The sequence below is a fragment of the Streptomyces griseoruber genome (assembly GCF_001514205.1).
Taxonomy (GTDB): domain Bacteria; phylum Actinomycetota; class Actinomycetes; order Streptomycetales; family Streptomycetaceae; genus Streptomyces; species Streptomyces griseoruber.
In genome coordinates this window covers 754,948-780,375 of sequence record NZ_KQ948764.1, presented here as the reverse complement: position 1 = coordinate 780,375, position 25,428 = coordinate 754,948, and the positions used below count along the sequence as shown (strand labels likewise).

24 protein-coding genes are annotated in these 25,428 nt (G+C 71.5%); 12 read left to right on the top strand and 12 right to left on the bottom strand.

What is annotated here, in order from left to right:
* Positions 1–323 precede the first annotated feature (323 nt).
* The 6 genes from AQJ64_RS07920 to AQJ64_RS07895 all read left to right on the top strand — a co-directional run bounded on the left by AQJ64_RS07920 (position 324) and on the right by AQJ64_RS07895 (position 6,604).
* The gene (locus AQJ64_RS07920; RefSeq protein ID WP_055638877.1) at positions 324–1,370 is read left to right on the top strand and encodes a LacI family DNA-binding transcriptional regulator; all 1,047 of its coding nucleotides are present in this window, start codon (positions 324–326) and stop codon (positions 1,368–1,370) included.
* A 132-nt stretch (positions 1,371–1,502) separates the two neighbouring features.
* Entirely contained in the window at positions 1,503–2,507 is a 1,005-nt protein-coding gene (locus AQJ64_RS07915; RefSeq protein ID WP_055638878.1) for an ABC transporter substrate-binding protein, read from the top strand.
* Positions 2,508–2,604: 97 nt separating this feature from the next.
* On the top strand, positions 2,605–4,161 hold the full coding sequence (locus tag AQJ64_RS07910; RefSeq protein ID WP_055638876.1) for a sugar ABC transporter ATP-binding protein: 1,557 nt from the start codon (positions 2,605–2,607) through the stop codon (positions 4,159–4,161).
* On the top strand, positions 4,158–5,267 hold the full coding sequence (locus tag AQJ64_RS07905) for an ABC transporter permease (protein WP_055638875.1): 1,110 nt from the start codon (positions 4,158–4,160) through the stop codon (positions 5,265–5,267). Before AQJ64_RS07910 ends, AQJ64_RS07905 begins: the two co-directional genes overlap by 4 nt.
* On the top strand, positions 5,267–6,292 hold the full coding sequence (gene yjfF / locus AQJ64_RS07900) for a galactofuranose ABC transporter, permease protein YjfF (RefSeq protein ID WP_055638874.1): 1,026 nt from the start codon (positions 5,267–5,269) through the stop codon (positions 6,290–6,292). Before AQJ64_RS07905 ends, yjfF begins: the two co-directional genes overlap by 1 nt.
* A gap of 129 nt (positions 6,293–6,421) precedes the next feature.
* Positions 6,422–6,604: a hypothetical protein gene (locus tag AQJ64_RS07895; RefSeq protein WP_055638873.1), complete on the top strand. Its 183-nt coding sequence runs from the start codon at positions 6,422–6,424 to the stop codon at positions 6,602–6,604.
* A 36-nt stretch (positions 6,605–6,640) separates the two neighbouring features.
* Here AQJ64_RS07895 and AQJ64_RS07890 read toward each other — a convergent pair whose 3' ends face one another.
* On the bottom strand, positions 6,641–7,522 hold the full coding sequence (locus AQJ64_RS07890; protein WP_240512989.1) for a prohibitin family protein: 882 nt from the start codon (positions 7,520–7,522) through the stop codon (positions 6,641–6,643).
* Positions 7,523–7,656: 134 nt separating this feature from the next.
* The gene (locus AQJ64_RS07885) at positions 7,657–8,109 is read right to left on the bottom strand and encodes a MarR family winged helix-turn-helix transcriptional regulator (RefSeq protein ID WP_055638871.1); all 453 of its coding nucleotides are present in this window, start codon (positions 8,107–8,109) and stop codon (positions 7,657–7,659) included.
* A 95-nt stretch (positions 8,110–8,204) separates the two neighbouring features.
* On the opposite strand from AQJ64_RS07885, the gene AQJ64_RS07880 reads away from it, so the two are divergent.
* Positions 8,205–9,224: an NADP-dependent oxidoreductase gene (locus AQJ64_RS07880; protein WP_055638870.1), complete on the top strand. Its 1,020-nt coding sequence runs from the start codon at positions 8,205–8,207 to the stop codon at positions 9,222–9,224.
* A gap of 100 nt (positions 9,225–9,324) precedes the next feature.
* On the opposite strand, the gene AQJ64_RS07875 is transcribed toward AQJ64_RS07880, so the two are convergent.
* Positions 9,325–10,470, bottom strand: coding sequence for a serine hydrolase domain-containing protein (locus tag AQJ64_RS07875; RefSeq protein WP_055638869.1), 1,146 nt, complete (start codon positions 10,468–10,470; stop codon positions 9,325–9,327).
* A 79-nt stretch (positions 10,471–10,549) separates the two neighbouring features.
* Between AQJ64_RS07875 and AQJ64_RS07870 the strand changes: the two genes are divergently transcribed.
* Together AQJ64_RS07870 and AQJ64_RS07865 are read left to right on the top strand one after the other, a co-directional pair.
* Positions 10,550–11,338, top strand: a complete 789-nt coding sequence (locus AQJ64_RS07870; protein WP_055638868.1) for an EI24 domain-containing protein — start codon at positions 10,550–10,552, stop codon at positions 11,336–11,338.
* Positions 11,335–12,510, top strand: coding sequence for a winged helix DNA-binding domain-containing protein (locus AQJ64_RS07865; RefSeq protein WP_059202505.1), 1,176 nt, complete (start codon positions 11,335–11,337; stop codon positions 12,508–12,510). The genes AQJ64_RS07870 and AQJ64_RS07865 overlap by 4 nt, the downstream gene beginning before the upstream one ends.
* On the opposite strand, the gene AQJ64_RS07860 is transcribed toward AQJ64_RS07865, so the two are convergent.
* On the bottom strand, positions 12,484–13,722 hold the full coding sequence (locus AQJ64_RS07860) for a pyroglutamyl-peptidase I (protein ID WP_055633006.1): 1,239 nt from the start codon (positions 13,720–13,722) through the stop codon (positions 12,484–12,486). The two genes, AQJ64_RS07865 and AQJ64_RS07860, sit on opposite strands and share 27 nt — an antisense overlap.
* Before the next feature lie 44 nt (positions 13,723–13,766).
* Positions 13,767–14,330, bottom strand: a complete 564-nt coding sequence (locus AQJ64_RS07855) for a TetR/AcrR family transcriptional regulator (protein ID WP_055633005.1) — start codon at positions 14,328–14,330, stop codon at positions 13,767–13,769.
* Between the two features lie 125 nt (positions 14,331–14,455).
* On the opposite strand from AQJ64_RS07855, the gene AQJ64_RS07850 reads away from it, so the two are divergent.
* Complete coding sequence (locus AQJ64_RS07850; RefSeq protein WP_055633004.1) at positions 14,456–16,870, top strand: beta-glucosidase family protein; 2,415 nt, start codon at positions 14,456–14,458, stop codon at positions 16,868–16,870.
* 66 nt (positions 16,871–16,936) lie between these two features.
* Here AQJ64_RS07850 and AQJ64_RS07845 read toward each other — a convergent pair whose 3' ends face one another.
* On the bottom strand, positions 16,937–17,914 hold the full coding sequence (locus tag AQJ64_RS07845; RefSeq protein ID WP_055633003.1) for an aldose epimerase family protein: 978 nt from the start codon (positions 17,912–17,914) through the stop codon (positions 16,937–16,939).
* 15 nt (positions 17,915–17,929) lie between these two features.
* Entirely contained in the window at positions 17,930–18,820 is an 891-nt protein-coding gene (locus tag AQJ64_RS07840; protein WP_055633002.1) for an SGNH/GDSL hydrolase family protein, read from the bottom strand.
* 309 nt (positions 18,821–19,129) lie between these two features.
* Between AQJ64_RS07840 and AQJ64_RS07835 the strand changes: the two genes are divergently transcribed.
* Positions 19,130–19,624: a DUF3145 domain-containing protein gene (locus tag AQJ64_RS07835; protein ID WP_055633001.1), complete on the top strand. Its 495-nt coding sequence runs from the start codon at positions 19,130–19,132 to the stop codon at positions 19,622–19,624.
* Between the two features lie 66 nt (positions 19,625–19,690).
* Here AQJ64_RS07835 and AQJ64_RS07830 read toward each other — a convergent pair whose 3' ends face one another.
* The 5 genes from AQJ64_RS07830 to fasR all read right to left on the bottom strand — a co-directional run bounded on the left by AQJ64_RS07830 (position 19,691) and on the right by fasR (position 24,630).
* The gene (locus AQJ64_RS07830; RefSeq protein ID WP_055633000.1) at positions 19,691–20,971 is read right to left on the bottom strand and encodes a beta-ketoacyl-[acyl-carrier-protein] synthase family protein; all 1,281 of its coding nucleotides are present in this window, start codon (positions 20,969–20,971) and stop codon (positions 19,691–19,693) included.
* A 102-nt stretch (positions 20,972–21,073) separates the two neighbouring features.
* Positions 21,074–21,322: an acyl carrier protein gene (locus AQJ64_RS07825; RefSeq protein WP_004001566.1), complete on the bottom strand. Its 249-nt coding sequence runs from the start codon at positions 21,320–21,322 to the stop codon at positions 21,074–21,076.
* Between the two features lie 81 nt (positions 21,323–21,403).
* The gene (locus tag AQJ64_RS07820; RefSeq protein ID WP_055632999.1) at positions 21,404–22,405 is read right to left on the bottom strand and encodes a ketoacyl-ACP synthase III; all 1,002 of its coding nucleotides are present in this window, start codon (positions 22,403–22,405) and stop codon (positions 21,404–21,406) included.
* A 12-nt stretch (positions 22,406–22,417) separates the two neighbouring features.
* The gene (locus tag AQJ64_RS07815; RefSeq protein WP_055632998.1) at positions 22,418–23,335 is read right to left on the bottom strand and encodes an ACP S-malonyltransferase; all 918 of its coding nucleotides are present in this window, start codon (positions 23,333–23,335) and stop codon (positions 22,418–22,420) included.
* An 89-nt stretch (positions 23,336–23,424) separates the two neighbouring features.
* Positions 23,425–24,630 (bottom strand): fatty acid biosynthesis transcriptional regulator FasR, encoded by a 1,206-nt coding sequence (fasR, locus tag AQJ64_RS07810; RefSeq protein ID WP_059202530.1) that lies wholly within the window; start codon positions 24,628–24,630, stop codon positions 23,425–23,427.
* Between the two features lie 92 nt (positions 24,631–24,722).
* Between fasR and AQJ64_RS07805 the strand changes: the two genes are divergently transcribed.
* A complete protein-coding gene (locus AQJ64_RS07805) occupies positions 24,723–25,379 on the top strand; it encodes a pirin family protein (RefSeq protein ID WP_099053911.1) in 657 nt (218 codons plus the stop codon).
* Positions 25,380–25,428: the final 49 nt, after the last annotated feature.

Below are 25,428 nucleotides of genomic sequence, written 5' to 3'. Positions count from 1 at the left end.
GCTGGTGTGAGCGGTGGTTGAGGGATCCTTGGACGGGCGTCCAAGCAAGTCCCGTCACCTGGCGCGTTATTCAACCGTGACGACGTTCCGTTGCAGCCCTCTTGACCGCCATGAATTGTTAGCGCTCACAATGACGTCCGCATTCACCGGTCGGCGTCCAGCGCCAGCGTGGGAGGTATGAGCGTCGTGCCCGTAGTGCCCCAACTTGCCAGTCCCAGCAGTGCTGTTGGGTGCACGGACAGCGCGGAGTGAAACCGGCCGCGCGGAAACCACCGCCCACGACACACGACTTATCCGCAGACGATCGCCAAGGAGGTGCGGCCGTGTCACCAGCGCAGCTGCGGCCGCCCACCATGGCCGACGTGGCACGCCAGGCCGGCGTGTCCCACCAGACCGTCTCCCGCGTCCTGGGGGACCACCCCAACGTGCGGGAGGAGACCCGGGCCAGGGTGCTCCGCGTGATCGAGGAGATGGGTTACCGCCGTAACTCCTCGGCCCGGGCCCTGGCCACCCGGCGCACCCGGACGCTGGGCGTCGTCGCCTCCGACACCACCCTGTACGGCCCGGCCAGCACCCTGTTCGCGCTGGAGGAGGCGGCGCGCGCCGAGGGCTATCTCGTCTCCACGGTCAGCCTGCGCGAACTGACCATGGCGACCCTGTCCGAGGCCCTGGACCACCTCAGCGAGGGCGGGGTCGAGGGGGTGGTCGCCATCGCCCCGCAGCGCTCGGCGGTGGACGCCCTCGCCGAACTCCGCAGCCCCTTCCCGGTGGTGGTCGTGGGCAGCGGGCAGGGCGTGGACATTCCCAGTGTCAGCGTGGACCAGCGTCTCGGGGCCACCCTGGCCACCCGCCATCTGCTGGCCGCCGGCCATCGCAGGGTCTGGCACCTCGCCGGACCCGAGGACTGGCTGGAGGCGGCCGACCGGGCCGCCGGCTGGCGGGCCACCCTGGAGGCGGCGGACGTCGAACCGCCCCTGCTGCTGCGCGGCGACTGGAGTCCGCTGTCCGGCTACCGGGCCGGGCAGGAGCTGGCCGGCTGGGTGGGCCGGGGGCTGACCGCCGTCTTCGTCGCCAACGACCAGATGGCGCTGGGGGTGTTGCGGGCGCTGCGCGAGGCCGGTGTGCGGACCCCGCAGGACGTCGCGGTGGTCGGCTTCGACGACATCCCGGAGTCGGAGTTCTTCGCGCCGCCCCTGACCACCGTCCGGCAGGACTTCTCGGCGGTCGGGAAGCAGGGCATCGCGCTGCTCCTGGAGATGATCGAGGGCCGCTCGCCCGCCACCCCGTCCCCGATCGCGATCGAGCCCCAACTTGTCGTGCGCGCAAGTACGTTCCCGCACGCCGCGCAACCCGAAGGTGTGCCCCTCTGACGGATCCGTAGGCCTCACCGCCCAGCGGTGTGGCCGAAATACCGAACGATGATCGACAGGCTGGACGCAGTGCGGCCGGTCCCCGAGTACCAGCAGGTCCGTCCCCGGGCCGGCTCTTCAAAGGAGAAGAACATGCTCAGCAGAAGGAACTTCCTCACCGCGGCGGTCGGCGTGGCGGCGGCGGGCGGCCTGGCGGCCTGTGCGAAGAAGGACGACAGCTCTTCCGGCTCGTCCTCCGGGGGCAGCAAGACCATCACGCTCGGCTTCTCCCAGGTCGGCGCGGAGAGCGGCTGGCGCAGCGCCAACACCACCTCGGTGAAGGACGCGGCCAAGGAGGCCGGCTACACCCTCAAGTTCTCCGACGCCCAGCAGAAGCAGGAGAACCAGATCTCCGCGATCCGCAGCTACATCGCGCAGAAGGTGGACGTCATCGCCTTCTCCCCGGTGGTCGTCACCGGCTGGGACGCCGTGCTCAAGGAGGCCAAGGCCGCGAAGATCCCGGTGGTCCTCACCGACCGCTCGGTGGAGACCTCCGACGACTCCCTCTACGTCACCCTGGTCGGCTCCGACTTCACCGACGAGGGCCGCCGCGCCGCCAAGATGCTGGCGACGGTCGTCGAGAAGGCCGGCCTCAAGGGCACGGTGAAGATCGCCCAGCTGGAGGGCACCACCGGTGCCGCCCCGGCCATCGAGCGCGCCAAGGGCTTCAAGGAGGTCATGGACGCCGACCACGCCGACGACTGGAAGATCGTCGTCAGCCAGACCGGTGACTTCACCCGCGCCGGCGGCAAGCAGGTCATGGCGGCCTTCCTCCAGTCCAACCCGGACATCAACGTCCTCTTCGCGCACAACGACGACATGGCCATCGGTGCCATCCAGTCCATCGAGGCGGCCGGCAAGAAGCCCGGCAAGGACATCCTGATCGTCTCGATCGACGGCGTGAAGGACGGCTTCGTGGCCATGTCCGAGGGCAAGATCAACGGCATCGTCGAGTGCAACCCGCTGCTCGGCCCCCAGCTGATGGACGTCGTGAAGAAGGTCCACGAGGGCGAGACGGTCGAGCGCTGGATCAAGACCAAGGAAGGCGACTACCTCCAGGACCAGGCCAAGGCCGAGCTCCCGAACCGCAAGTACTGACCCACGGCACCCACCGGCAGGGAGCCCGCGGCCGACCGAGCGCCATCGGTCCCGGGGCTCCCTGCGGGCCTGAACCAATCTCACGAGGAGCGCTGCCATGGCAGAGCCGCGGCCCGTCCTGGAAATGGCGGGCATAGTCAAAGAGTTCCCGGGGGTACGGGCTCTGTCGGACGTCGACTTCCGGCTCTTCCCCGGCGAGATCCACGCCCTGATGGGTGAGAACGGCGCGGGCAAGTCCACCCTGATCAAGGTGCTGACGGGGGTCTACTCCCTGGACGGCGGCACGATCACGCTGGACGGCGAGTCCGTGCGGTTCGCCAGCCCGTTGCAGGCCCAGCAGGCCGGCATCAGCACCGTTTACCAGGAGGTCAACCTCTGCCCCAACCTCTCGGTGGCGGAGAACATCTTCATCGGCCGTGAACCGACCCGCATGGGCCGCATCCAGTGGAAGCGGCTGCGCCAGGAGGCGGCCCGGCTGGTGGACCGGCTCGGCCTCGACATCGACGTCACCGCCCCGCTGTCCTCGTACCCGCTGGCGGTGCAGCAACTGGTCGCGATCGTACGGTCGTTGGGGATCGGGGACGGCGACGGCGACGGGGAGGGCGCCGGCGGCGGACCCGGCACCAAGGTGCTGATCCTCGACGAGCCGACCTCCAGCCTCGACCGCGACGAGGTCCTCCAGCTCTTCGCGCTGATGCGGCGGCTGAAGGACGAGGGTGTGGCGATCCTGTTCGTCTCGCACTTCCTCGACCAGATCTACGAGGTCTGCGACCGTATGACGGTCCTGCGCAACGGCACCCTCGTAAGCGAGCACCTGGTGAGCGATCTCGACCAGGTCGGGCTCGTCCAGCTGATGCTCGGCAAGGCCATGGGCCAGCTGGAGGAGCTCCACGAGCACCAGCTGCACTCCACCGCGGGCGAGACCCTGCTGAAGGCGGACGGACTCGGCCGGACCGGCAGCATCGCCCCCTTCGACCTGGAGATCGACAAGGGCGAGGTGATCGGCCTCGCGGGACTGCTCGGCTCGGGCCGCACCGAACTCGCCCGGCTGCTCTTCGGCGCCGACCACCCCGACAGCGGCACGGTCACCGTCGACGGCAAGCAGGTCTCGCTCAGTGCCCCGAACGGCGCGATCGGCGCCGGGGTCGCGTTCTGCTCCGAGAACCGCAAGACCGAGGGCCTGGTGCCCGACCTGACGGTCCGGGAGAACATCATCCTGGCCCTCCAGGCCGCCCGCGGCTGGACCCGGCCCGTCCCGGCCGCCCAGCGCGACGAACTGGTCGCCAAGTACATCAAGGCCCTCGACATCCGCCCCGCCAACCCCGAGGCGAGGGTCGGCCAGCTCAGCGGCGGCAACCAGCAGAAGGTGCTGCTGGCCCGCTGGCTGATCACCCAGCCCAAGCTGCTGATCCTCGACGAGCCCACCCGCGGCATCGACATCGGCGCCAAGGCCGAGATCCAGAAACTCGTCGTCTCGCTCTCCGAGGACGGCATGTCCGTCCTGTACATCGCCGCCGAGCTGGAGGAGGTGCTCCGGCTCAGCCACACCATCGGAGTGCTGCGCGACCGCCGGCTGGTGGCGCGGATCACCAACGGGCCCGAGATCACCACCAGCAAGATCCTCGAGACCATCGCGAGCGGAGAACACCAGTGACCACCACCTCCCGCTGGCGAGCACTGACGCACCACCAGCTGTTCTGGCCGGTCGCGGTCCTGATCCTCCTGCTGCTCGTCAACGTCCCGTTCACCCCCGACTTCTTCTCGGTCAAGATGACGGACGGCCACCTCTACGGCAGCCTCGTCTCGATCGTGCTGTTCGGCTCGCCCCTCATCCTGGTCGCGGTCGGCATGACCCTGGTCATCGCCACCGGCGGCATCGACCTCTCCGTGGGCGCCGTGGTCGCCATCACCGGGGCGCTGACCTGCTCCTACATCAGCGACCAGGCCGACCAGGGCGCCCTGTCCGGGGTGCTGCTCGCGATGGGCCTCGGTCTGCTGGCCGCAGTCGTCTGCGGTCTGTGGAACGGCTTCCTGGTCGCCCGGATGGGCATCCAGCCGATCATCGCCACGCTGATCATCATGGTCGCCGGACGCGGTGTCGCCCAGTTCATCACCGACGGCCAGATCATCACCATCAACAGCGAGCCGTACAAGCTGATCGGCGGCGGCTACTGGCTGACGCTGCCCTTCTCCATCTTCGTCGTCGCCGTGGTCGTGGCCGTCACCGTGGCGCTGACCCGCCGCACCGCCCTCGGCCTGCTCGTCGAGTCGGTCGGCGGCAACGCCGAGGCCAGCCGGCTGGTCGGCATCAGGTCCAGCCGCATCAAGATCATGGTGTACGTGTTCTGCGCCCTGTGCGCCGGTATCGCGGGCCTGATGATCAGCTCCAACACCTCCGCGGCCGACGGCAACAACGCCGGCCTGTGGATCGAGCTCGACGCGATCCTCGCCGTGGTGATCGGCGGCACCTCGCTGCTGGGCGGCCGGTTCTCCATCGGTGGCACGGTGGTCGGCGCCCTCGTCATCCAGACCCTGACCACCACGATCTACACCATCGGCGTCCCCACCCAGACCAACCTGGTGTTCAAGGCCGCCGTCGTCATCGTCGTCTGTCTGCTCCAGTCCCCGAAGTTCCGCGCCAAGGTCTTCGGCGCGAAGTTCGGCGCGAGGTTCGGTGCCAGGGGAAGCGCCCGGCCGGCCGCCGCCCCGGCGGACCCCGCCCCGCCCGCCGACGCCGCTCCCAAGATGGAGGTGTCGTGATGACCACGACCACCCAGAGCCCCCAGGCCGCCCCGGACAGCCGTACGCCGTCCAGGGCCGCGCGGCTGCTCGCCGACCGGCGCCTGCCCGTCGCGGCCACGGCCCTGCTCTTCCTCGTCATGTACGGCGTGGGCCTGAGCCGCTACCAGTTCTACGGGTTCGCCGAACCGCAGGTCTTCCTGAACCTGTTCATCGACAACGGCTATCTCCTGGTCGCCGCCGTCGGCGTCACCTTCGTCATCCTGTCCGGCGGCATCGACCTGTCCGTCGGCTCGATGATCGGCTTCACCACGATGTTCACGGCCTGGCTGGTGGAACGCCAGGGGCTGCCGCTCGCCCTCGTGATCCCCCTGGCCCTGGCCGTGGGCGCGTTCGGCGGCTTCCTGATGGGCTATGTGATCCACAACTTCGAGATCCAGCCCTTCATCGTGACGCTCGCCGGCCTCTTCCTCTTCCGCGGCCTGTGCCTGGTCATCAGCAAGGAGTCGATCTCCATCAGCGACTCCGGGGTCAGCAGCATGGCCCAGGCGCAGGTGTCGCTCGGCATGGGCTTCCTGTCGATCGGCGCGGTCGTCTCGCTGGTCGTCCTCGCCCTCGCCTTCTACGTCCTGCACTACACCCGCTTCGGACGCCGGGTGTACGCCATCGGCGGCAACGAGCAGTCGGCCCTGCTGATGGGCCTGCCGCAGGGCGGCACGAAGATCGCCGTGTACACCGTCAGCGGCTTCTGCTCGGCGCTCGCCGGCCTCCTGTTCACCCTCTACATCCAGTCCGGCGACCCGCTGCACGCCACCGGCATGGAACTCGACGCGATCGCCGCGGTCGTCATCGGCGGCACCCTGCTGACCGGCGGCTCCGGTTATGTCCTGGGCACGCTGTTCGGCGTCCTCGTCCTCGGCCTGATCAAGAGCCTCATCCAGTTCGAGGGCACCCTCAGCTCCTGGTGGACCAAGATCGCCACGGGTGTGCTGCTCTGCGCGTTCATCCTGATCCAGCGCTTCATGACGACCCGCAAGAAGGCCTGACCCGCGGGACCGGGAAACACCGAAGGTCCGGCGCACACACCCGTGCGCCGGACCTTCACGTTCCGGGAACCGCGGCCCGGACCCCCGCGTGTAGAACGGCAGTGCCCGTCCGAGAAGGAGCGCCCCGTGATGCTGCTCGCCCTGTCCGTCCTCCTCGTCCTCACCGTCGGAGGATGCGCCTGCGTCTGGTGGGCGGCGCGCGGCGGCCCCCGCTGGACCCGACCCGTGGCCAAGGCGACCCTCGCGGCCGGCCGACTGGCCCGCAAGACCGACATCAGGAGCAACAGCACGGGCCAGAACATGGGTGACTAGGGCGACCGGGGCGGCCGGGGTCCTAGTGCCGCGGCACTAGTTCTTGCCGTTGTCCACGATCACCGGGGTGCCGTTCGAGTCCGTGCCGCACGGGACCGCGTACACCGGGTTGGCCTTGGCGGCCTCCTTGTAGGCCTCCAGGCACTGGTTGTAGAGGACCTTGTCGCTCAGCGAGCGCTCGATGATCCTGTTGGCGTCGGCGATGCCCTGCGCCTCGATGCGCTTGCGCTCCGCCTCCGCCTTGGCCGTGCGCGCCGCCTCCAGGGACCGCTCGGTGGCCTGCTCCTGCTGGATCTTCTTGTCGATCTGCTCCTGGAGCTCCTTCGACGGCTTCACATTGCGCAGATTGACGGCGGTGACGTCGATCCCGCGCGGCGCCAGCCGCTCCTTGATCGAGGCGGCGATCTCCGAGCCGATCTGCTCACGGGCCGAGGCGTAGCCCTCCTCGCTGGTGTGCTTCGCGAAGACGTTGCGGATGATCTCGCGGCTGTCCGGCAGCACCAGCCGCGCCTGGACGGCCTCCGCGCTGCCCGCCAGCCGGTACAGCTCGACCGCCTTCGACGGCATCACGGCCCACTTGATGGTGACGTCCGCGTCCAGCACCCCGCCCTCCGAGGAGCGGACCTCGACCACGTCCTTGTCGTAGAGGTTGAGGTCGACCGGACGGGTGGAGAAGGACGTGACGTCGGTGAACGGCGACTTGAACTGGATGCCGGACTTCATCGGTGAGCCGACCTTGCCGAAGGTCACCGGCACACCGACCTCGTAGGCGCTCACCACGTGCACGCACGAGAACACGCCGAACAACAGGCCTCCCAGGGCGCTGAGCGCCGCCCCGATCTTCCACCCCGACCCGTCGCGACCCCGGCCGACCAGGAACAACACGACCGCCGCCACGAGCAGCAGTATGGACAGCACGAACACAGAGATCCCCCCTTGGACACGAAACCGCGCCGCCGCGGATGCGACGCGCGGCGCAGCGCATCGTAAGGGGAGTGATCCCCGGGCCGTAACGGGTCGGGACCCCGGGTTGTCAGTGATTCACCGCGATGTCAGCCGCCGTTCGCCTCGGCCGCCAGCATCCGCCGGAGCAGCGCCCGCAGCGCCACCCGCTCCTCCTCGGCGAGCCCGGCCAGGGGCTCGCGCGCGAAGCGCAGGGACTCGCGCAGGCCCTTGGCGACGCTGCGCCCCTCCTCCGTCGCCGCGGCCAGCTTCACCCGGCGGTCGGCCGGGTCCGGCCGGCGTTCGACCAGGCCGCGGGACTCCAGGCGGTCGACGATGCCGGTGACGTTGGACGGCTCGCACTTCAGCTTCTGGGCCAGCTTGCGCATGGGGAGCGGTTCGAGGGAGAGCAGGCTGAGCAGCCGGGCCTGGGCGCCGGTGAGGGTGTGGTCGGAGGCCGCCTCCTCGTAGTCCTCGTAGAAGCGGGCCACGACCTCGCCGAAGAGCTCGACGACCTCCAGGGTGAGGGCGTCGGGCAGAGGGGTCCTGGGTGAGGTGGCCATGGGCGCGAGGATACCTCTTTACTTGACAACATGAAATATTCAGGCGCATGGTTGTTTCAGATAGTGAAGCATTTGATGTGAAAGGCGCTCCCCCCATGACTGACTCCGCCCTCCCCGCCACCGGCCGCGAATGGCGTCTGCTCAGCCGTCCCGTCGGCTGGCCGAAGCCCGAGGACTTCGAACTGGCCGAGGCGGAGATCCGGCAGCCCGGCCCCGGTCAGGTGCTCGTGCGCAACGCGTACGTCTCCGTCGACCCGTACATGCGCGGCCGGATGAGCGCCGCGAAGTCGTACGTCGCCCCCTTCGAGCTGGGCAAGGCCCTCCAGGGCGGGGCCGTCGGCGAGGTCGTCGCCTCCGCCGCCGAGGGGATCGCCGTCGGTGACCACGTCCTGCACTTCGGCGGCTGGCGCGAGTACGCCACCTTCGACGCGGCCCAGGCCGTCAAGGTCGACCCCGAGGCCGCACCGCTCTCCACCTACCTCGGCGTCCTCGGCATGACCGGCCTCACCGCCTACGCCGGACTGCTGCGCACCGGCGCCTTCAAGGAGGGCGACGCCGTCTTCGTGTCGGGCGCCGCGGGTGCCGTCGGCAGCCAGGTCGGCCAGATCGCCAGGCTCAAGGGCGCCTCGCGGGTCATCGGCTCGGCGGGCTCGGACGACAAGGTCAAGCTCCTCGTCGAGGAGTACGGCTTCGATGCCGCCTTCAACTACAAGAACGGCCCCGTGGCCGAGCAGCTGCGCGCCGCCGCCCCCGACGGCGTCGACGTCTACTTCGACAACGTCGGCGGCGACCACCTCGAGGCCGCCATCGGCTCCCTCAACGAGCGCGGCCGGATCGTGATCTGCGGCATGATCTCCGTCTACAACAACACCGAGGCCGCCCCCGGCCCGAAGAACCTCGCCCGCCTCATCCAGACCCGCGGCCGCATCGAGGGCTTCCTGGTCGGCGACCACTACGACCTCCAGCCGGAGTTCGTCCGCGAGGTCGGCGGCTGGATCCGCTCCGGCGAGCTGAAGTACCGCGAGACCGTCGTCGAGGGCATCGAGAACAACCTGGAGGCGTTCCTCGGGGTCCTGCGCGGCGACAACACCGGAAAGATGATCGTCAAGCTCTGAGGCCGTCGCGTCCCGGGCGTGACGCAACCCCGGCACCGTCGTTGCGTACGACGAAGGCCGCACCCCTGGACGTGGGGTGCGGCCTTCGCCCGGTGCCGGGTCACCCGCTGAGCGCCGCCCGGTGCACGGCCGCCGCCAGCCGGTCGTTCTCCGGCGCCGGCCCGCCCGGGAACGCGAACCGGCGCCGCGTGTACCCGTAGGCCAGCCCGCTGCGCGGATCCGCGAAGGCCTGGCTGCCACCGGCCCCGGCGTGCCCGAACGTCCCGGCGCCCAGGAACGGGTGGTAGACGTCCGCGGTCGCCTGGAAGCCGAGCCCGTACGCCCGGTGCGCGCGGGACACCAGGTCGTACCCGACCGAGTGCATCTGCCCGAACTCCGCCGCCGTGTCCTCCTTCAGCAGCGGCGCCTTCCCCTCCCGCTCACTGATCGCCGCCGCGTACAGCCCCGCGAGACCACGCGCCGAGGCCACCCCGCCCACCGAGGCCGGACCCTTCGCCCGGACCAGCGGGTCGTTGGGCAGCGCTTCGAGGTCGGTCGGCTCGGCGGTGTGCCGGTTGAAGGCGATCGAGGCGAGCGTGTGCGGTCCGCCCGGCACGGCGTCGAGCAGCGCCCGCTGTTCGGCCGTGGGGGCCATCGGCAGGGTGGTGCGGAACCGCGGCTCGTGCGCGGCGGGCAGCCCCAGGAAGAAGTCCAGCCCGTACGGGGCGCGCACCCGCTCCTCGTACACCTCCTGGAGCGTACGGCCGGTGGCCCGCCGTACCACCTCGCCCGTGAGCGCTCCGATGACCATCCCGTGGTAGCCGAAGGCGGTGCCCGGGCGCCAGAACGGCCGCTGGTCGGCCAGGCGTTCGGCGATCTGCCGGTCGTCGGCCAGCTCCTGCCGGGAGAACCCGGTGTCGGTGCCCACCACCCCGGCCCGGTGCGCGATCAGCTCACGCAGGGTCAGCTGACCCTTGCCCTCGGCCGCGAACTCCGGCCAGTAGTAGGTCACTTTGCGGTCCAGCTCCAGCGTGCCGTCCTGGACGAGCAGGGCGACCACCAGATGGGCCGCGCCCTTGGTGGACGAGTACACGCCGTACAGGGCGTCGGCCTCGCCCCCCACCCAGAGGTCGACGACCCGCCGCCCGTGCACATACGCGCACAACTGACCCTCGTAGTCCGCCTGCTCCTCCGCCACGAACGCGCTGAACTCTTCCCGCACCGCTTCGAAACCGTCGGCCACGGTGCCGTGGATCTCCCTGGTCATCCGCTTCTCCTCGCACTCAGCCGCCTCTGGAGATCGGTACGGCGAGGCGTGCCCGTTCGACTCAACATAGAGTGCGGGCATGCGAGATCTCGGGGTGGGTTTTCAGTATCTGGTGAAGGGCCAGCGGTGGGTGGCCCGCAACGGCAGGCAGTACGGGTTCGGGCTGCTGCCGGGGCTGATCACGCTGGTGCTGTACCTGGCGGCGCTCGTCGCGCTCGCCGTGTGGGGCGCGGACTTCGTGGCATGGGCGACGCCCTTCGCGGACGACTGGTCGAGCCCCTGGCCCGGTCTCTTCCGGGGCTTCCTCCTCGTCGTGCTGTTCGCCCTCGGCCTGCTGCTCGCCGTCCTCACGTTCACCGCCGTCACCCTGCTCATCGGCCAGCCCTTCTACGAGAGCCTCTCCGAGGCGGTCGACCGGGACGTGTCCCCCGACGGCACCGCCCCCGAGTCCGGGCTGCCGCTCTGGCGCGAGCTGTGGATCTCCGCACGGGACAGCCTGCGCATCCTGGTGCGCGCCGGGGTGTGGGGCATCCTGCTGTTCGGTCTCGGGTTCGTCCCCTTCGTCGGGCAGACCGTCGTCCCCGTGATCGGCTTCTTCGTCACCGGCTTCTTCCTCACCGAGGAACTCACCGCCGTCGCGCTCCAGCGCCGTGGCGTCGACCTGCGCGCCCGCCTCGCGCTGCTCCGCTCCCGCAAGACCCTGGTCTGGGGCTTCGGCACCCCGCTGGGCCTCGCCTTCCTGGTCCCCGTCGTCGCGGTGTTCCTGATGCCGGGCGCGGTCGCGGGCGCCACCCTCATGGCCCGCGACCTGCTCGGCGAGGACATCCGGGACGAGGACGACCAGCGCGAGGGGGAACTCACGGCATGACCGCCGCCGTGCCGCCCCTCACCGCCGGCGAGCTCAACCGTGCCACCCTGGCCCGCCAACTCCTCCTGCGCCGCGAGGCGCTGGCGGTGCCCGACGCCGTCCGCCGGGTCGTCGCGCTCCAGGCGCAGCACCCCGCGTCCCCGTACCTCGCCCTCTGGAACCGGGTGGCGCATTTCCGGCCGGACGACCTCGACGAGGCGTTCGCCTCCCGCACGGTGGTCAAGGCGACGCTGATGCGGATCACGCTCCACGCCGTCCACGCCGACGACCACCGCGCCTTCCGCGGCGCGATGCAGCAGACGCTGTACGGCTCCCGGCTCGGCGCCCGGTTCGCGGTGTCCGGGCTCACCCCGGCCGACGCGGACCGCATCGTCCCGGACCTGCTGGATTTCACCCGGCGGCAGCGCACCGCGGCGGAGATCGAGACCTGGCTGGCGGAACGCCTCGGCGCGGAGCGCAAGGCCGCCGCCTGGTGGGGCCTGAAGGCCTACGCCCCGCTGCTGCACGCCCCCGCCGGCGCCCCCTGGTCCTTCGGCGCCCGCGCCTCCTTCGTCGCCGCCCCGCCCGGCCCGCCGCTGTCCGGCCGTACCCCCGAGCCGGACTCGCTCCGCGCCCTGATCCTCCGGTACCTGGCCGCGTTCGGCCCGGCGAGCGTCGCGGACATCGCCCAGTTCGCCCTGGTCCAGCGGGCCCCCGTCCGCGAGGCCCTCGACACGCTCGACGACGGCCGGCTGGTGCGCCTCACCGGCACCGACGGCAGCCTCCTCCTGGACGTGCCCGGGGCCCCGCGCCCGCCCGCCGACACCCCGGCCCCGCCCCGCCTCCTGCCGATGTGGGACAGCATCCTGCTGGCCTACGCCGACCGCTCCCGGGTGATCCCCCCGGAGTACCGCCGCCTCGTCACCCGCGTCAACGGGGACGTCCTCCCCACCCTCCTGGTGGACGGCCGGGTGGCAGGGGTGTGGCGGCCCACCGCGGCGGGCGTGGAGGCGAGCGCGTTCCATCCGCTGCCCGCCGAGGTCTGGGAGGCGCTGTCGGCCGAGGCCCGCTCCCTGGCCGCGCTCCTGGCCGGCCGCGGCGACCCGGACGTCTACGCCCGCCACACGCACTGGTGGACCAAGCTCCCGCCCGCCGCCGAGACGCGCCTACTCGGCGCCGGCGGCCACGGCTAGGACCGCCCGCACCTGCGCGACGATGTCCAGCCGGTTGCGCACGAACTCCGGGTCGGTCACCTCGGTGGTGTTGCCGGCGGCGAACTGGAGCACCGGCGTGTGGAGATGGCCGCCCGGCAGGGTGTCGTGCAGCCCCAGCCGGTCCCGCAGCAGGGTCGCGCGGTAGGCGATCTCGTTGGAGAGGTAGTTCCCGCCGCCCCCGGCCCGTGCGGTGGAGCCGGCGGTCGGACCGTCCGGCCGGACGACGGGCTCGGTGCCCCCCGCCGGGATCTCGGTCACGCCCGTGTTGTCGTACACCGGGAAACGGCCGGTGCCCGCCGCGACGATCGCCGCGTACGGCAGGGTCGTCGTCGTCCACTGCGGCTGCGAGGCCGGGTCGGTCACCGGGACGGTCTCCGTGCGGCCGATGTTCTCGTTGTCCGGGAAGCCGCCCCGCCAGGCCCCGTTGGTGCGCTCCACGTCGAAGCGCCCGACCCGGCCCTGGCTGACGGTCGTGAACAGATCGACGTACGGCAGGTACGGCCGCAGCGTCCGCTCCACCGTGCCCTGCGCGAAGTCCTGCCAGCGCACCGGGAACACGGCCGTCTCCACCCGGGCCGGCCCGTCCGCCGTCTCGATCACCGTGCCGTCCAGCGCGAGGGCGCTCGCGCCGGAGGGGTTGGAGATCCGGATGTCCCGGTCCAGTGTGAACGGGTCGAAGCCGGTGACCAGCACCCGCTTGAGCCCCCGGTGCCCCGCCTTCGGATACCGGATGTCGGTCTGACCGCGTGACGTCCGCTCCAAGTCGGCCAGCAGGGACGAGCGTTGAGCGTCCGTCAGGCCGAACGACGGCTCCCAGGTCCGCACTTCACGGGTCATGCCCAGCCGCGCCCAGTACAACGGCCGGTCGTCGTCCCGGCTCAGGTCGCCGCCCGCCGGGCCCCGCCCCTGCACCCGGTCGACGGCCCGCCGCCACAGCGCGGAACCCTGGTGCGCGACGACGCGGCGGGCCTGTGCGTAGGAGCGTGCGGAGCCCAGCGCGGCGGTGAACCCGGGGGCCACGGAGTCGAATCCGGACCGCCGGAGGATCTCCTGCGGTACGGCCTGTCCGAGCCGCTGTTCCTCGACGGTGGGGGAGGGCGCCGCCGCGGAGGCGGTCGCGGTCGTGGGTGCGGACAGGCCGGCCAGCAGGGCCAGGCCGAGGATGCCGGTGCGAACGCGTAAGGAATTCACGGGAGTTGTATGCCCCGTCGGCCTCGTGCTGCACCTCGCGTCCCTCAGTGCACCGGCTCGCCCAGCAGCCGCAGGAAGTCCCGGAACGCCGCCGCCATGTCCACCGACTCGGGGTCCAGCAGCCACTGGTACTGGAGCCCGTCCATCACCGCCACCAGCAGGGGCGCCGTGCGCTCGGGCGTGAGCCCGTTCGGGAGGCGGTCGCCGTACTGGGCGCGCAGGGCCCGGGCCATGGTCCGCCGTACGCCCGTGTACCGCTCGGTGAAGTACTCCCGCGCCGGATGCCCCTCCGTCACGCTCTCGCCGAGCAGCGCCGAGAAGGTCTGGATGATGCCGGGCCGCATCGCGTTGTAGTCGACGAGCGAGGTCAGCAGGTCGACCCGCCACTGGGTGTCCGGTACCGCGTCCCACTGGTCGCGTTCCTCCAGGACGGCCACCAGCAGCGCCTCCTTGGTGGGGAAGTGGTGCAGCAGCCCCTGCTGGGTCAGCCCGACCCGCTCGGCCACGGCCGCCAGGCTCGCCCCCCGGTAGCCGCGCTCGGCGATCACCTCCAGGGCCGCCCGGACGATCTCGGCCCGCCGCTCCTCGCTCCTGGTTCTGGCGCTCATGCCCGTCACGGTACGGCATCCGGCTGGTGAAAGATAACAGCGAGATAACGAAACCTACCGTTCTACAGGTAGCCGATGCACGATGGGGACAGCGCACCACACGCACTCAACGAGGAGGCACCGCCATGGCGGAAACGGAGCAGGCCGTCGAGGCGGCCCTCGGCAAGCTCGACCTGGACGCCAAGACCCGGCTGCTGGCAGGCCAGGACATGTGGTCCCTGCCCGAGCTGCCGGAGATCGGCCTGAAGTCGCTCGTCATGTCCGACGGCCCGATCGGCGTCCGGGGCGTGCGCTGGACCGCCGACGACCCGTCCGTCGCGCTGCCCTCGCCGACCGCCCTCGCCGCCACCTGGGACCCGGAGCTCGCCCGCCGCGCGGGCCTCCTGCTCGCCCAGGAGGCCCGCCGCAAGGGCGTCCACGTCCTGCTCGCCCCCACCGTCAACCTCCACCGCTCCCCGCTCGGCGGCCGCCACTTCGAGGCCTACAGCGAGGACCCCTACCTGACGGGCCGGATCGGCACCGGGTACGTCACGGGCGTCCAGGAGGGCGGCGTCGGCACCACCGTCAAGCACTACGTCGCCAACGACGCCGAGACCGACCGCTTCACCGTGAACAACCTGGTCGGCGAGCGCGCCCTGCGCGAGCTGTACCTCGCCCCCTTCGAGGCCATCGTCGAGAACGCCCACCCCTGGGGCATCATGACCGCGTACAACACGGTCAACGGCACCACCATGACCGAGCACCACCACCTCGTGAACGAGGTCCTGCGCGGCGAATGGGGCTTCGACGGCTACAACGTCTCCGACTGGATGGCGGCCCGCGACACCGTCGGCGCGCTGCGCGGCGGCCTCGACGTCGCCATGCCCGGCCCGCAGACCGTCTACGGCGAGGCCCTCGCCCAGGCGGTCCGCGACGGCCGGGTGGCGGAGTCCGAGGTCGACGAGGCCGTGCGCCGCGTCCTGCGCCTGGCCGCCCGGGTCGGCGTCCTCGCCGACGCCGAGCCCGCCGTCACCGCCCTTCCCGGGCCCGTCGACGGCGAGGCCCTGGCCCGCGAGCTCGCCGGCCGCTCCTTCGTCCTGCTCCGCAACGAGCGCGCCGCGCTGCCCCTGAGGCCCGGCACCGTCGCCCTCATCGGCGCCGCCGCCCGCGACGCCCGGGTCCTCGGCGGCGGCTCCGCCACCGTCTTCCCGGCCCGGATCGTCTCCCCGCTGGACGGCCTCACCGCCGCCCTCCCCGAGGGCACCGTCACCTACGCCGTCGGCGCCGACCCCACCACCGAACTCGCCGTCGCCGACAGGGGCTTCGCGCTGAGGGCGATCTGCCGGGACGCCGACGGCAACGTCCTCGGCACCGGCTCCGCCCCCAACGGCCAGATCCAGTGGATGGGCACCGACCTCCCCGACGGCGTCACCCACGACACCCTCCACACCGTCGAGCTGACCGGCACCCTCACCCCGCGTGAGAGCGGCCCGCACTCCTTCGGCATCAAGGGCACCGGCGCCTTCACCCTCACCGTCGCCGGGACGACGTACTTCGACGGCCCCCAGCTGCCCGCCGACGGCAGCGACCCCTTCGAGGCGTTCTTCGGCGCCCCCGTGCAGCGCGCCCGGGTCGACCTGACCGCCGGCGAACCCGTCGAGGTCTCCCTCACCTACGTCTTCGCGCTCCCCGACGAGATCCCCTTCAAGGTCGTCGCCTTCGCCCTCGCCCACCAGGAGCCGCAGCGCGGCGAGGACGAGCTGATCGCCGAGGCCGTCGAGGCCGCCCGCGCCGCCGACACCGCGGTCGTCGTGGTCGCCACCACGGACCGCGTCGAGTCCGAGGGCTTCGACCGCAAGGACCTCACCCTGCCCGGCCGCCAGGACGACCTGGTCCGCGCGGTCGCCGCCGCCAACCCGAACACCGTGGTCGTCGTCAACTCCGGCTCCCCGGTCGAACTGCCCTGGCGCGAGGAGGTCGCCGCGGTGCTGCTCACCTGGTTCCCCGGCCAGGAGGGCGGCGCGGCCCTCGCGGACGTCCTCACCGGCGCCCGCGAGCCCGGCGGCCGCCTCCCCACCACCTGGGGCTCCCTCGCCGACGCCCCGGTCACCCGGGTCGCCCCGGCCGACGGCGAACTGCCGTACACCGAGGACCTCTTCATCGGCTACCGCGCCTGGGAGAAGGAGGGCAGGACCCCCTCGTACCCCTTCGGCCACGGCCTCGGCTACACCGACTGGGCCTACGAGTCCGTCGAGGTCGCCGGTACGACGGTCACGGTGCGGCTGCGCAACACCGGTGGGCGCGCCGGACGCGAGGTCGTCCAGGTGTACCTGGCGCCCACCGGGCCCGGCACCGACCGTCCCGCCCGCTGGCTCGCCGGATTCGGCGCCGTCGAGGCCGGCCCGGGGGAGGACGCCGAGGTCACCGTGGAGATCCCCCGGCGCGCCTTCGAGGTCTGGGACGAGGCCGCCCACCGGTGGTTCTTTGTGAAGGGTTCGTACGAAATCCAGGTGGGTAGGTCCCTCGCGGACCGCAGGATCACCGCGACGACTAACGTCTGAGGCGGGTACTCCTCACCCCATGAACAGCCCCGGCCCGGGACCTGACCCCTGGGCCGGGGCTATTTCTCACCGGACGCCGAAGCCGTACACCGTCTCCGACCGGTAGACCTCGCCCGGCCGCAGCACGGTCGTGGGGAACTCCGGGCGGTTCGGCGAGTCGGGGAAGTGCTGGGTCTCCAGCGCGATCCCCTGGCACGGCGTGAACGGCTCGCCCAGATGGTCCGCGGTGTACACCTGGACGCCCGGCTCGGTCGTCGACACCGTCAGCACCCGCCCGCTCGCCGGATCGTGCAGCTCAGCCACCTCGCGCGCCGCGGCCGTGACGCCCTTGTCCAGCACGAAGTTGTGGTCGTAGCCGGAGCCGGTCTTACGGGCCGTACGGAAGTCGAAGCGGGTGCCCGCCACCTCCGCGAGCTCCCCGGTCGGGATCAGATCCGCGTCCACCGGGGTGTACCGCGAGGCGGCCAGCCGCAGTTCATGGCCCCCGGCGTCCCCGCTGTCCGGCCCGCCCAGGTTGAAGTAGCTGTGGTTGGTCAGGTTCACCACCGTCGGCGCGTCCGTGACCGCCTCGTACCCGATCCGCAGCGCCCCCGACGCGTCCAGCGTGTACGTCGCCGAGACCTCCAGCCGCCCCGGGAAGCCCTCCTCGCCGTGCGGGCTCACCCGGCTCAGCCGCAGCCCGTGCTCGACCGGCTCCACCTCCCACACCCGCTTGTCGAAGCCGCGCGGACCGCCGTGCAGCGAGCCCGGCGCGTTGTTGGGCTCCAGCGCGTACGTCAGCCCGTCCAGCGGGAAGCGGGCCTGCGCGATCCGGTTCGCGTACCGGCCGATCAGGGCGCCCAGGAAGGGCTCGGGGTGGGAGAGATACCCGTCCAGGTCCGCGAACCCCAGCACCACGTCCGCCGTCCGCCCGTCCCGGTCCGGGACCTCCACGGACTGCACGATCCCGCCGTACGACAGCACCCGCACCCGGGTGCCCGCCCGCTCCAGGGTCCAGCGGTGTACCGGGGTGCCATCGGAAAGTGTTCCGAAGTGTTCGCTCATGGTCGAAACACTAAGTCACGTGACCCGCTCGGTGACTTTTCGGTAGGCGATCTCCGCGAGCCGCGCCTGACCGTCCTTGCCCGGATGGAACCAGTCCCAGTGACTCAACTGATCCGTGCCGAACCGGAAGTCGTACACCGCGCCGCCGTCGAAGCGGCACCGCGTGTCCTTCGCGCAGACCTCCTTCAGCACCTTGTTGTAGTCCTCCACCCGCCGCTGCACGGTGTCCCGCCGCGCGGTCGCCGCCGCGTCCAGCGCGTCCGCGTCGCCCAGCATCGAGGGGCAGATGCCGAGCTTCCAGATCTGCTTGCCCAGCGCGTTGGTCCGCCCCTGCGACCACAGGCGCTTCAGGTTCGGCACGCTCGCCACGTACACCTGCGCCTTCGGCAGCGACCCGCGCAGCGTGCGCAGCGCCTCCTCGAACTCCGCCCGGAAGTCCGCCACCGGCGTCATCGCCGCCGTCGACTCCCGGCAGGCGTCGTTCGCCCCCGCCATCACCGTCACGAGCTGCGGTTTCTCCGCCACCGCCCGGGTCATCTGGCCCGCCAGATCCGCCATCCTGGCCCCGGTCACCGCGTAGTTCCAGCTGTGCGTGGCCGCCTTCGACGCGCCGAGCAGCCGTACCGCGAGACTGTTCACCTCGGTGCTCGCACCCGTCGCCCAGGACACCTCCGGGCAGTCCTGAAGGACCGTACAGGCGTCGAAGCCACGGGTGATGGAGTCGCCCACCGCCGCCATCGACGCCGGGCTGGTGTCCCACGACGGGGCCCGGGCCGCCTTCGCCTTGCGCGCCCCCGCGCCCCCCGAGTCGCCGCCCCCGCCCAGCGCGTCACAGCCGGCCAGTCCCAGGACGGCCGCGCCGGTGACGGCCAGCACCGCCCGCACCCGCCGGTTTCGCATCCGCATCCCCTGGTGATCCCCTCGCTGCTCGGACAGACGGCCCCACCCATGACAGGCCCCACCCATGACAACGCACAGGAGTTCCCGCGCGCCCGGACCGTCCGCCGGGACCGGGACACAACAGGACCCACAAGATGGAACGCTTCACACCCGTACAGGCGTCCTGCCGAGTGAAAGGCGGACGTTCACGGCACCGGGACCGACGGTACGTCACACTCCTTGCGCCGCCGCACGGTAGCCTCGCCATCAACGCGGCTGCCCCGACACCGCCGCCATGCCCGCCTGCAAGATGTCCCGCTCTGCCCGGAGGTCCCGGTGACGACACGTGGAGTTCTGTACGTGCACTCCGCGCCGCGCGCGCTGTGCCCGCACGTCGAGTGGGCCATCGCCGGGGTGCTCGGCACGCGCGTCAACCTCGACTGGATCCGGCAGCCCGCCGCGCCCGGCACCTGGCGCTCGGAGTTCTCCTTCAAGGGCGAGGCCGGCACCGCCTCCAAGCTCGCCTCCGCACTGCGCGGCTGGCAGATGCTCCGCTTCGAGGTGACCGCCGAACCCTGCGCCACCGCCGAGGGCGAGCGCTACAGCTGCACCCCCGACCTCGGCATCTTCCACGCCGTCACCGGCATCCACGGCGACATCCTCATCCCCGAGGACCGGCTGCGCGCGGCCCTGCTCCGCAGCCGACGCGGCGAGACCGACCTCGAGGCCGAACTCGCCAAACTCCTCGGCAAGCCCTGGGACGACGAACTGGAGCCGTTCCGCTACGCCGGCGAGGGGGCCCCGGTGCGCTGGCTGCACCAGGTCGTCTGAGACGTGAACACGTGAAGGGCCCCCACCTCGAGAGGTGGGGGCCCTTCACGTACGTACAGACGTCTCTCAGACCGTGCGGAACGCCAGCACGACGTTGTGCCCGCCGAAGCCGAACGAGTCGTTCAGCGCGGCGATACGGCCCTCCACGGGCAGCTTGCGGGCCTCGCCGCGGACGACGTCCGCGTTGGCCTCGGCCTCGGGGTCGAGGTTCTCGACGTTGATCGTCGGCGGCGCCACCCGGTGGTACAGGGCGAGCACGGTCGCGACGGTCTCGACACCGCCCGCGCCACCGAGCAGATGACCGGTCATCGACTTGGTCGCCGAGACGGCCATGTGGTCGGCGTCGTCGCCGAAGACCTTGCGCAGCGCCTTCAGTTCGGCGATGTCACCGGCCGGCGTGGAGGTCGCGTGCGCGTTGACGTGCACGATCTCCGCCGGGTCCAGGTCGGTGCGCTCCAGCAGGTTCTGGAGGGCGTGCGAGATGCCGCGGCCCTCCGGCTCCGGCTGCACGATGTCGTGGGCGTCGGCGGAGATGCCCTGCCCGACGGCCTCGGCGTACACCCGGGCCCCGCGCTTCGCCGCGTGCTCCGCGGACTCCAGGACGATCACACCGGCGCCCTCGCCCATCACGAAGCCGTCACGGGCCACGTCGTAGGGACGCGAGGCACCCTGCGGGTCCTCGTTGTTCTTGGACATCGCCATCATGTTGCCGAACGCGGCGATGGGCAGCGGGTGGATCGCCGCCTCCGTACCACCGGCGACGACGACGTCGGCGCGGCCCGTACGGATCATCTCGATGGCGTAGCCGATGGCCTCGGCGCCCGACGCGCAGGCGGAGACCGGGGTGTGCACGCCCGCGCGGGCGCCCACGAGCAGACCCACGTTGGCGGACGGGCTGTTCGGCATCAGCATCGGCACGGTGTGCGGGGAGACCCGGCGGACGCCCTTCTCCTTCAGTACGTCGTACTGGTCGAGGAGGGTGGTGACACCGCCGATGCCGGAGGCGATGACCGCGCCGAGCCGGTCGGGGTCGACCGTGCCGTCACTGCCGTCCTCGCCGGCCTTGCCGGTGAAACCGGCGTCCTTCCAGGCTTCCTGAGCCGCGATCAGCGCGAACTGCGCCGAGCGGTCCAGCTTGCGGGCCTGCGGGCGCGGGATGACCTCGAGGGGCTCCACGGCGACCGGGGCCGCGATCCGGACGGCCTGGTCGGCCGCCCACTCCTGCTCCAGGACCTTGACACCGGACTTGCCGGCGACCAGGCCCTCCCAGGTAGAGGCTGCGTCGCCACCCAGCGGTGTGGTTGCGCCGATACCGGTGACGACCACGGTGCGATTGGTCGGGCTCACGGATTCTTTCTCCAACGTTGCGAGGAGGACTACCCCCGCCAGTGCGGGGAGAGCGGCGCCACCGCCGGGTGGCGGGGCAGTTCAGCCCAGGGGATCGGAAGATCAGCCCTGGTGCTTGAGGATGTAGTCGGTCGCGTCGCCGACCGTCTTGAGGTTCTTGACGTCCTCGTCCGGGATCTTGACGTCGAAGCGCTCTTCGGCGGCGACGACGACCTCGACCATGGACAGCGAGTCGACGTCCAGGTCGTCGGTGAAGGACTTGTCCAGCTGGACGTCCTCAACCGGGATGCCGGCGATCTCGTTCACGATGTCGGCGAGACCGGCGACGATCTCTTCCTGAGTGGCGGCCATGATGGCGCTCCTTCGTTGTGTTCCAGAGGGTGTGGCAGTGGTGCTTTCCGCGACCGGATCGCATGATCCGGCACGGAGTGCCTAGGGGAGGGTAACGACAGTCGCGGCGTAGACGAGACCCGCCCCGAATCCGATGACGAGCGCGGTGTCGCCGCTCTTCGCCTCACCGGTCGCCAGAAGCCGCTCCATCGCGAGCGGGATCGAGGCGGCCGAGGTGTTGCCGGTGGTGCGCACGTCACGGGCGACGGTGACGGACTCCGGCAGCTTGAGAGTCTTGACCATCGAGTCGATGATCCGCTCGTTGGCCTGGTGCGGGATGAAGACGTCCAGCTCGTCGGCGGTGATGCCGGCGGCGTCCAGCGCCTCCTTGGCGACCTTGGCCATCTCGAAGACGGCCCAGCGGAAGACCGCCTGGCCCTCCTGCGTGATCGCCGGGAAGCGCTCGACGGTGCCGTCGCGGTAGTCCGTCCACGGCACGGTCTGCTTGATGGTCTCCGACTTGTCGCCCTCGGAACCCCACACCGTCGGCCCGATCGCGGGCTCGGTGGCGGGACCGACGACGACCGCGCCGGCGCCGTCGCCGAACAGGAAGGCCGTGGCCCGGTCCTCCAGGTCCGTCAGATCGCTCAGCCGCTCCACGCCGATGACCAGGACGTACTCGGCGGAGCCCTCGACGACCATGCCCTTGGCGAGCGTCAGGCCGTAGCCGAAGCCCGCGCAGCCGGCCGAGATGTCGAAGGCGGCGGCCCTGTCGGTACCGAGCTTGTCGGCGATCTCGGTCGCGACGGCCGGGGTCTGCTTGAAGTGCGAGACGGTCGAGACGACCACGGCACCGACCTGCTCGGCGGTGATCCCGGCGTCGGCGATCGCCTTGCCGGCCGCCTCGACCGACATGGCGGCGACGGTCTCCTCGTCGTTCGCCCAGTGCCGGGTCTCGATGCCCGAGCGGGAGCGGATCCACTCGTCGGAGGAGTCGATCGTCTCCAGGATCACCTCGTTGGGCACGACCCGGGTGGGCCGGTAGCCGCCGACGCCGAGGATGCGCGCGTACGGATGGCCCTTGCTGGGCCTGATCTTCGCCATCAGGGCTCCTTGTCAGGCGGCGCCGTGCTCGGAGAGGAGCTCACGAGCGGCGTCGAGGTCGTCGGGGGTCTTCAGCGCGAGCGTCTTCACGCCGGGCAGGGCGCGCTTGGCGAGGCCGACCAGCGTGCCGCCGGGGCAGACCTCGATGATCGCGGTCGCGCCGAGCTCCTTGAAGGTCTCCATGCACAGGTCCCAGCGGACCGGGTTGGCGACCTGGCCGACCAGCCGCTCCAGCACCTCGGCGCCGGTCGCGACGGTCCTGCCGTCCTTGTTCGAGACGTAACGGACCGTCGGGTCGGCCGGGGCCAGCTCCGCGGCGGCCTTGGCGAGGGTCTCGACGGCCGGGGCCATGTGATGCGTGTGGAACGCGCCGGCGACCTTCAGCGGGACGACCTTGCGGACGCCCTCGGGCTTGTCCTCGTTCAGCGCGGCGAGCTGCTCCAGGGTGCCGGCCGCGACGATCTGGCCGGCGCCGTTGACGTTCGCCGGGGTCAGCCCGAGCTTCTCCAGATGCGGCACGGTCACCTCGGGGTCGCCACCGAGCAGCGCCGACATCCCGGTCGCGGTGACCGCGGCGGCCTCGGCCATGGCCAGGCCGCGGCGGCGTACGAGGGTCAGCGCGGCGATGTCGTCGAGGACGCCCGCGGAGACGGCCGCGGTGATCTCGCCGACGCTGTGACCGGCGACCGCGCCCGGCCGGACGGCACCAAGTGCCGTGGTGGAGACGATCCCGGCCGCCACCAGCAGCGGCTGGGCGATCGCGGTGTCACGGATCTCGTCCGCGTCGGCGTTCGTGCCGTAGTGCACCAGGTCGAGGTCGATGGCCGCCGACAGGGCACGCAGGCGGTCCTCGACACCGGGGAGGTCGAGCCAGGGGGTCAGAAAGCCGGGCGTCTGGGCGCCCTGGCCGGGAGCGACGAGTACGAGCACTCTCACACTCTCTCTTGTGGACGGCCGGTGCCGCCCGTGGGGACAGGGACGAAGAACGGCAAGGGGTTTTGTGGACCCCCGACAAAAGCCTACGTCTGGGGATCTCCGTCGACGAGGCGCCCCAGGATGAGCGCGATCCGCAGGGTGAATGCGGAGCGTACATCGGATGGCGACCAGCCGGTGACGTCAGTCACACGTCGGAGCCGGTAGCGCACGGTGTTGGGATGCACGAACAGCATCCGCGCCGCGCCCTCCAGACTGCTCGCCTGTTCGAGATAGACGGAGAGCGTCTCCAGCAGCGCGGAGCCGGCCTCCTCCAGCGGTCTGTAGATCTCCTCCACCAACTGCTCGCGCGCGCTGGGATCACCGGCGATCGCGCGTTCCGGAAGCAGATCGTCCGCCAGGACCGGGCGCGGCGCGTCCTGCCAGGCGGAACACGCCTTGAGCCCGGCGGCGGCGGCCTGCGCGGACCGGGTGGCCGCCAGCAGATCGGGCACCACGGGCCCGGCCACGACCGGACCGGCGGCGAACGGCCCGATCAGGGACTTGGCGACGGCGATCGGATTGTCGCTGCCGCCCGCGATGACGACCAGCCGCGAGCCGAGCACCCCGGTGAGCACCTGGAGCTTGGCGTGCCGGGAAGCGCGCCGGATGGCCTCGACGGTCAGCTCGGAGTCCCCCTCCGGGGCGGTGCCGAGCACGACGCACACATGTTCCGGCGCGTTCCAGCCGAGCGCGGCGGCCCGGCTCACGGCACCCTCGTCGGCCTCCCCGCTGAGCACCGCGTTGACGACCAGCGACTCCAGCCGGGCGTCCCAGGCACCGCGTGCCTCGGCGGCCTGGGCGTACACCTGGGCGGTGGCGAAGGCGATCTCCCGGGCGTAGACGAGCAGTGCCTCGCGCAGCACGCCCTCGTCACCGGGGGCCGCGACCTCGTCGATCGCGGACTCCATGACCTCGATGGTGGTGCGCACCATCTCCACGGTCTGGCGCAGCGTGATCGCCCGGGTCAGCTCCCGGGGCGCGGTCCCGAACACATCGGTGGAGATCGCCTGCGGGGCGTCCGGGTGCCGGAACCACTCCGTGAAGGCGGCGATGCCCGCCTGGGCGACCAGCCCGATCCAGGAACGGTTCTCCGGGGGCATCGCCCGGTACCACGGCAGCGTCTCGTCCATCCGCGCGATGGCCTGAGCGGCGAGGCTTCCGGAGGATTTCACCAGCCGCTTCAGGGTCGCGGGGTGCGGGTGGGCGGGGTGCGCTGCGGCGTCTGGGTGGGTGGTTTCGGGTTCGGGCACGTGCACAAGGTTGCCTTATCGGGAGGGTGGTGTGCGTCGGTGGGGCCACACGTGGGCCGACTCACGCGCCCTGGGGCTACCGTGGGGGCGTGATGGACGTACGCCGCGCCGACGAGCGCTATCCCGGAGGGGACCCGGCGGCCGGCATCGAGACACGGCACGCCTTCTCCTTCGGGTCCCACTACGACCCCGACAACCTCCGCTTCGGCGCGCTGATCGCCTGCAACGAGGAGCGCCTCGCCCCCGGCGCCGGGTTCGACGAGCACCCCCACAGCCACACCGAGATCGTGACGTGGGTCGTGGAGGGCCGGCTCACCCACCGTGACTCGCAGGGGCACGAGACGACCGTCCGGCCCGGGGACGTGCAGCGCCTCAGCGCGGCGGGCGGCGTCCGGCACGTCGAGCGCAACGACGGCACGGCCCCCCTCACCTTCGTACAGATGTGGCTGGCCCCGCTGGACCCCGGCGGCGACCCGTCGTACGAGATCGTCCACGGCATCGCGGACTCCACGCCCTACGCCGTCCCCGGCGCCGGGGCGATGCTCCACGTACGACGGCTGGTGCCGGGGGAGCGGACGGCGGTGCCGGACGCGCCACGGGCGTACGTCCACGTGGTGCGCGGCACCGTCCGGATGGGCCCGCACGAGCTGGGCCCCGGGGACGCGGTGCGCGCCGCGGACGAGAAGGACCTCGAACTGCTCACCCTGACCGGCCCGGCCGAGGTGCTGATCTGGGAGCTGTCCGCCTAGGGCGTGCGTCGAAGGTGGCGTCGTCCGCCCGGAGGGCGGGGCCCGTCAC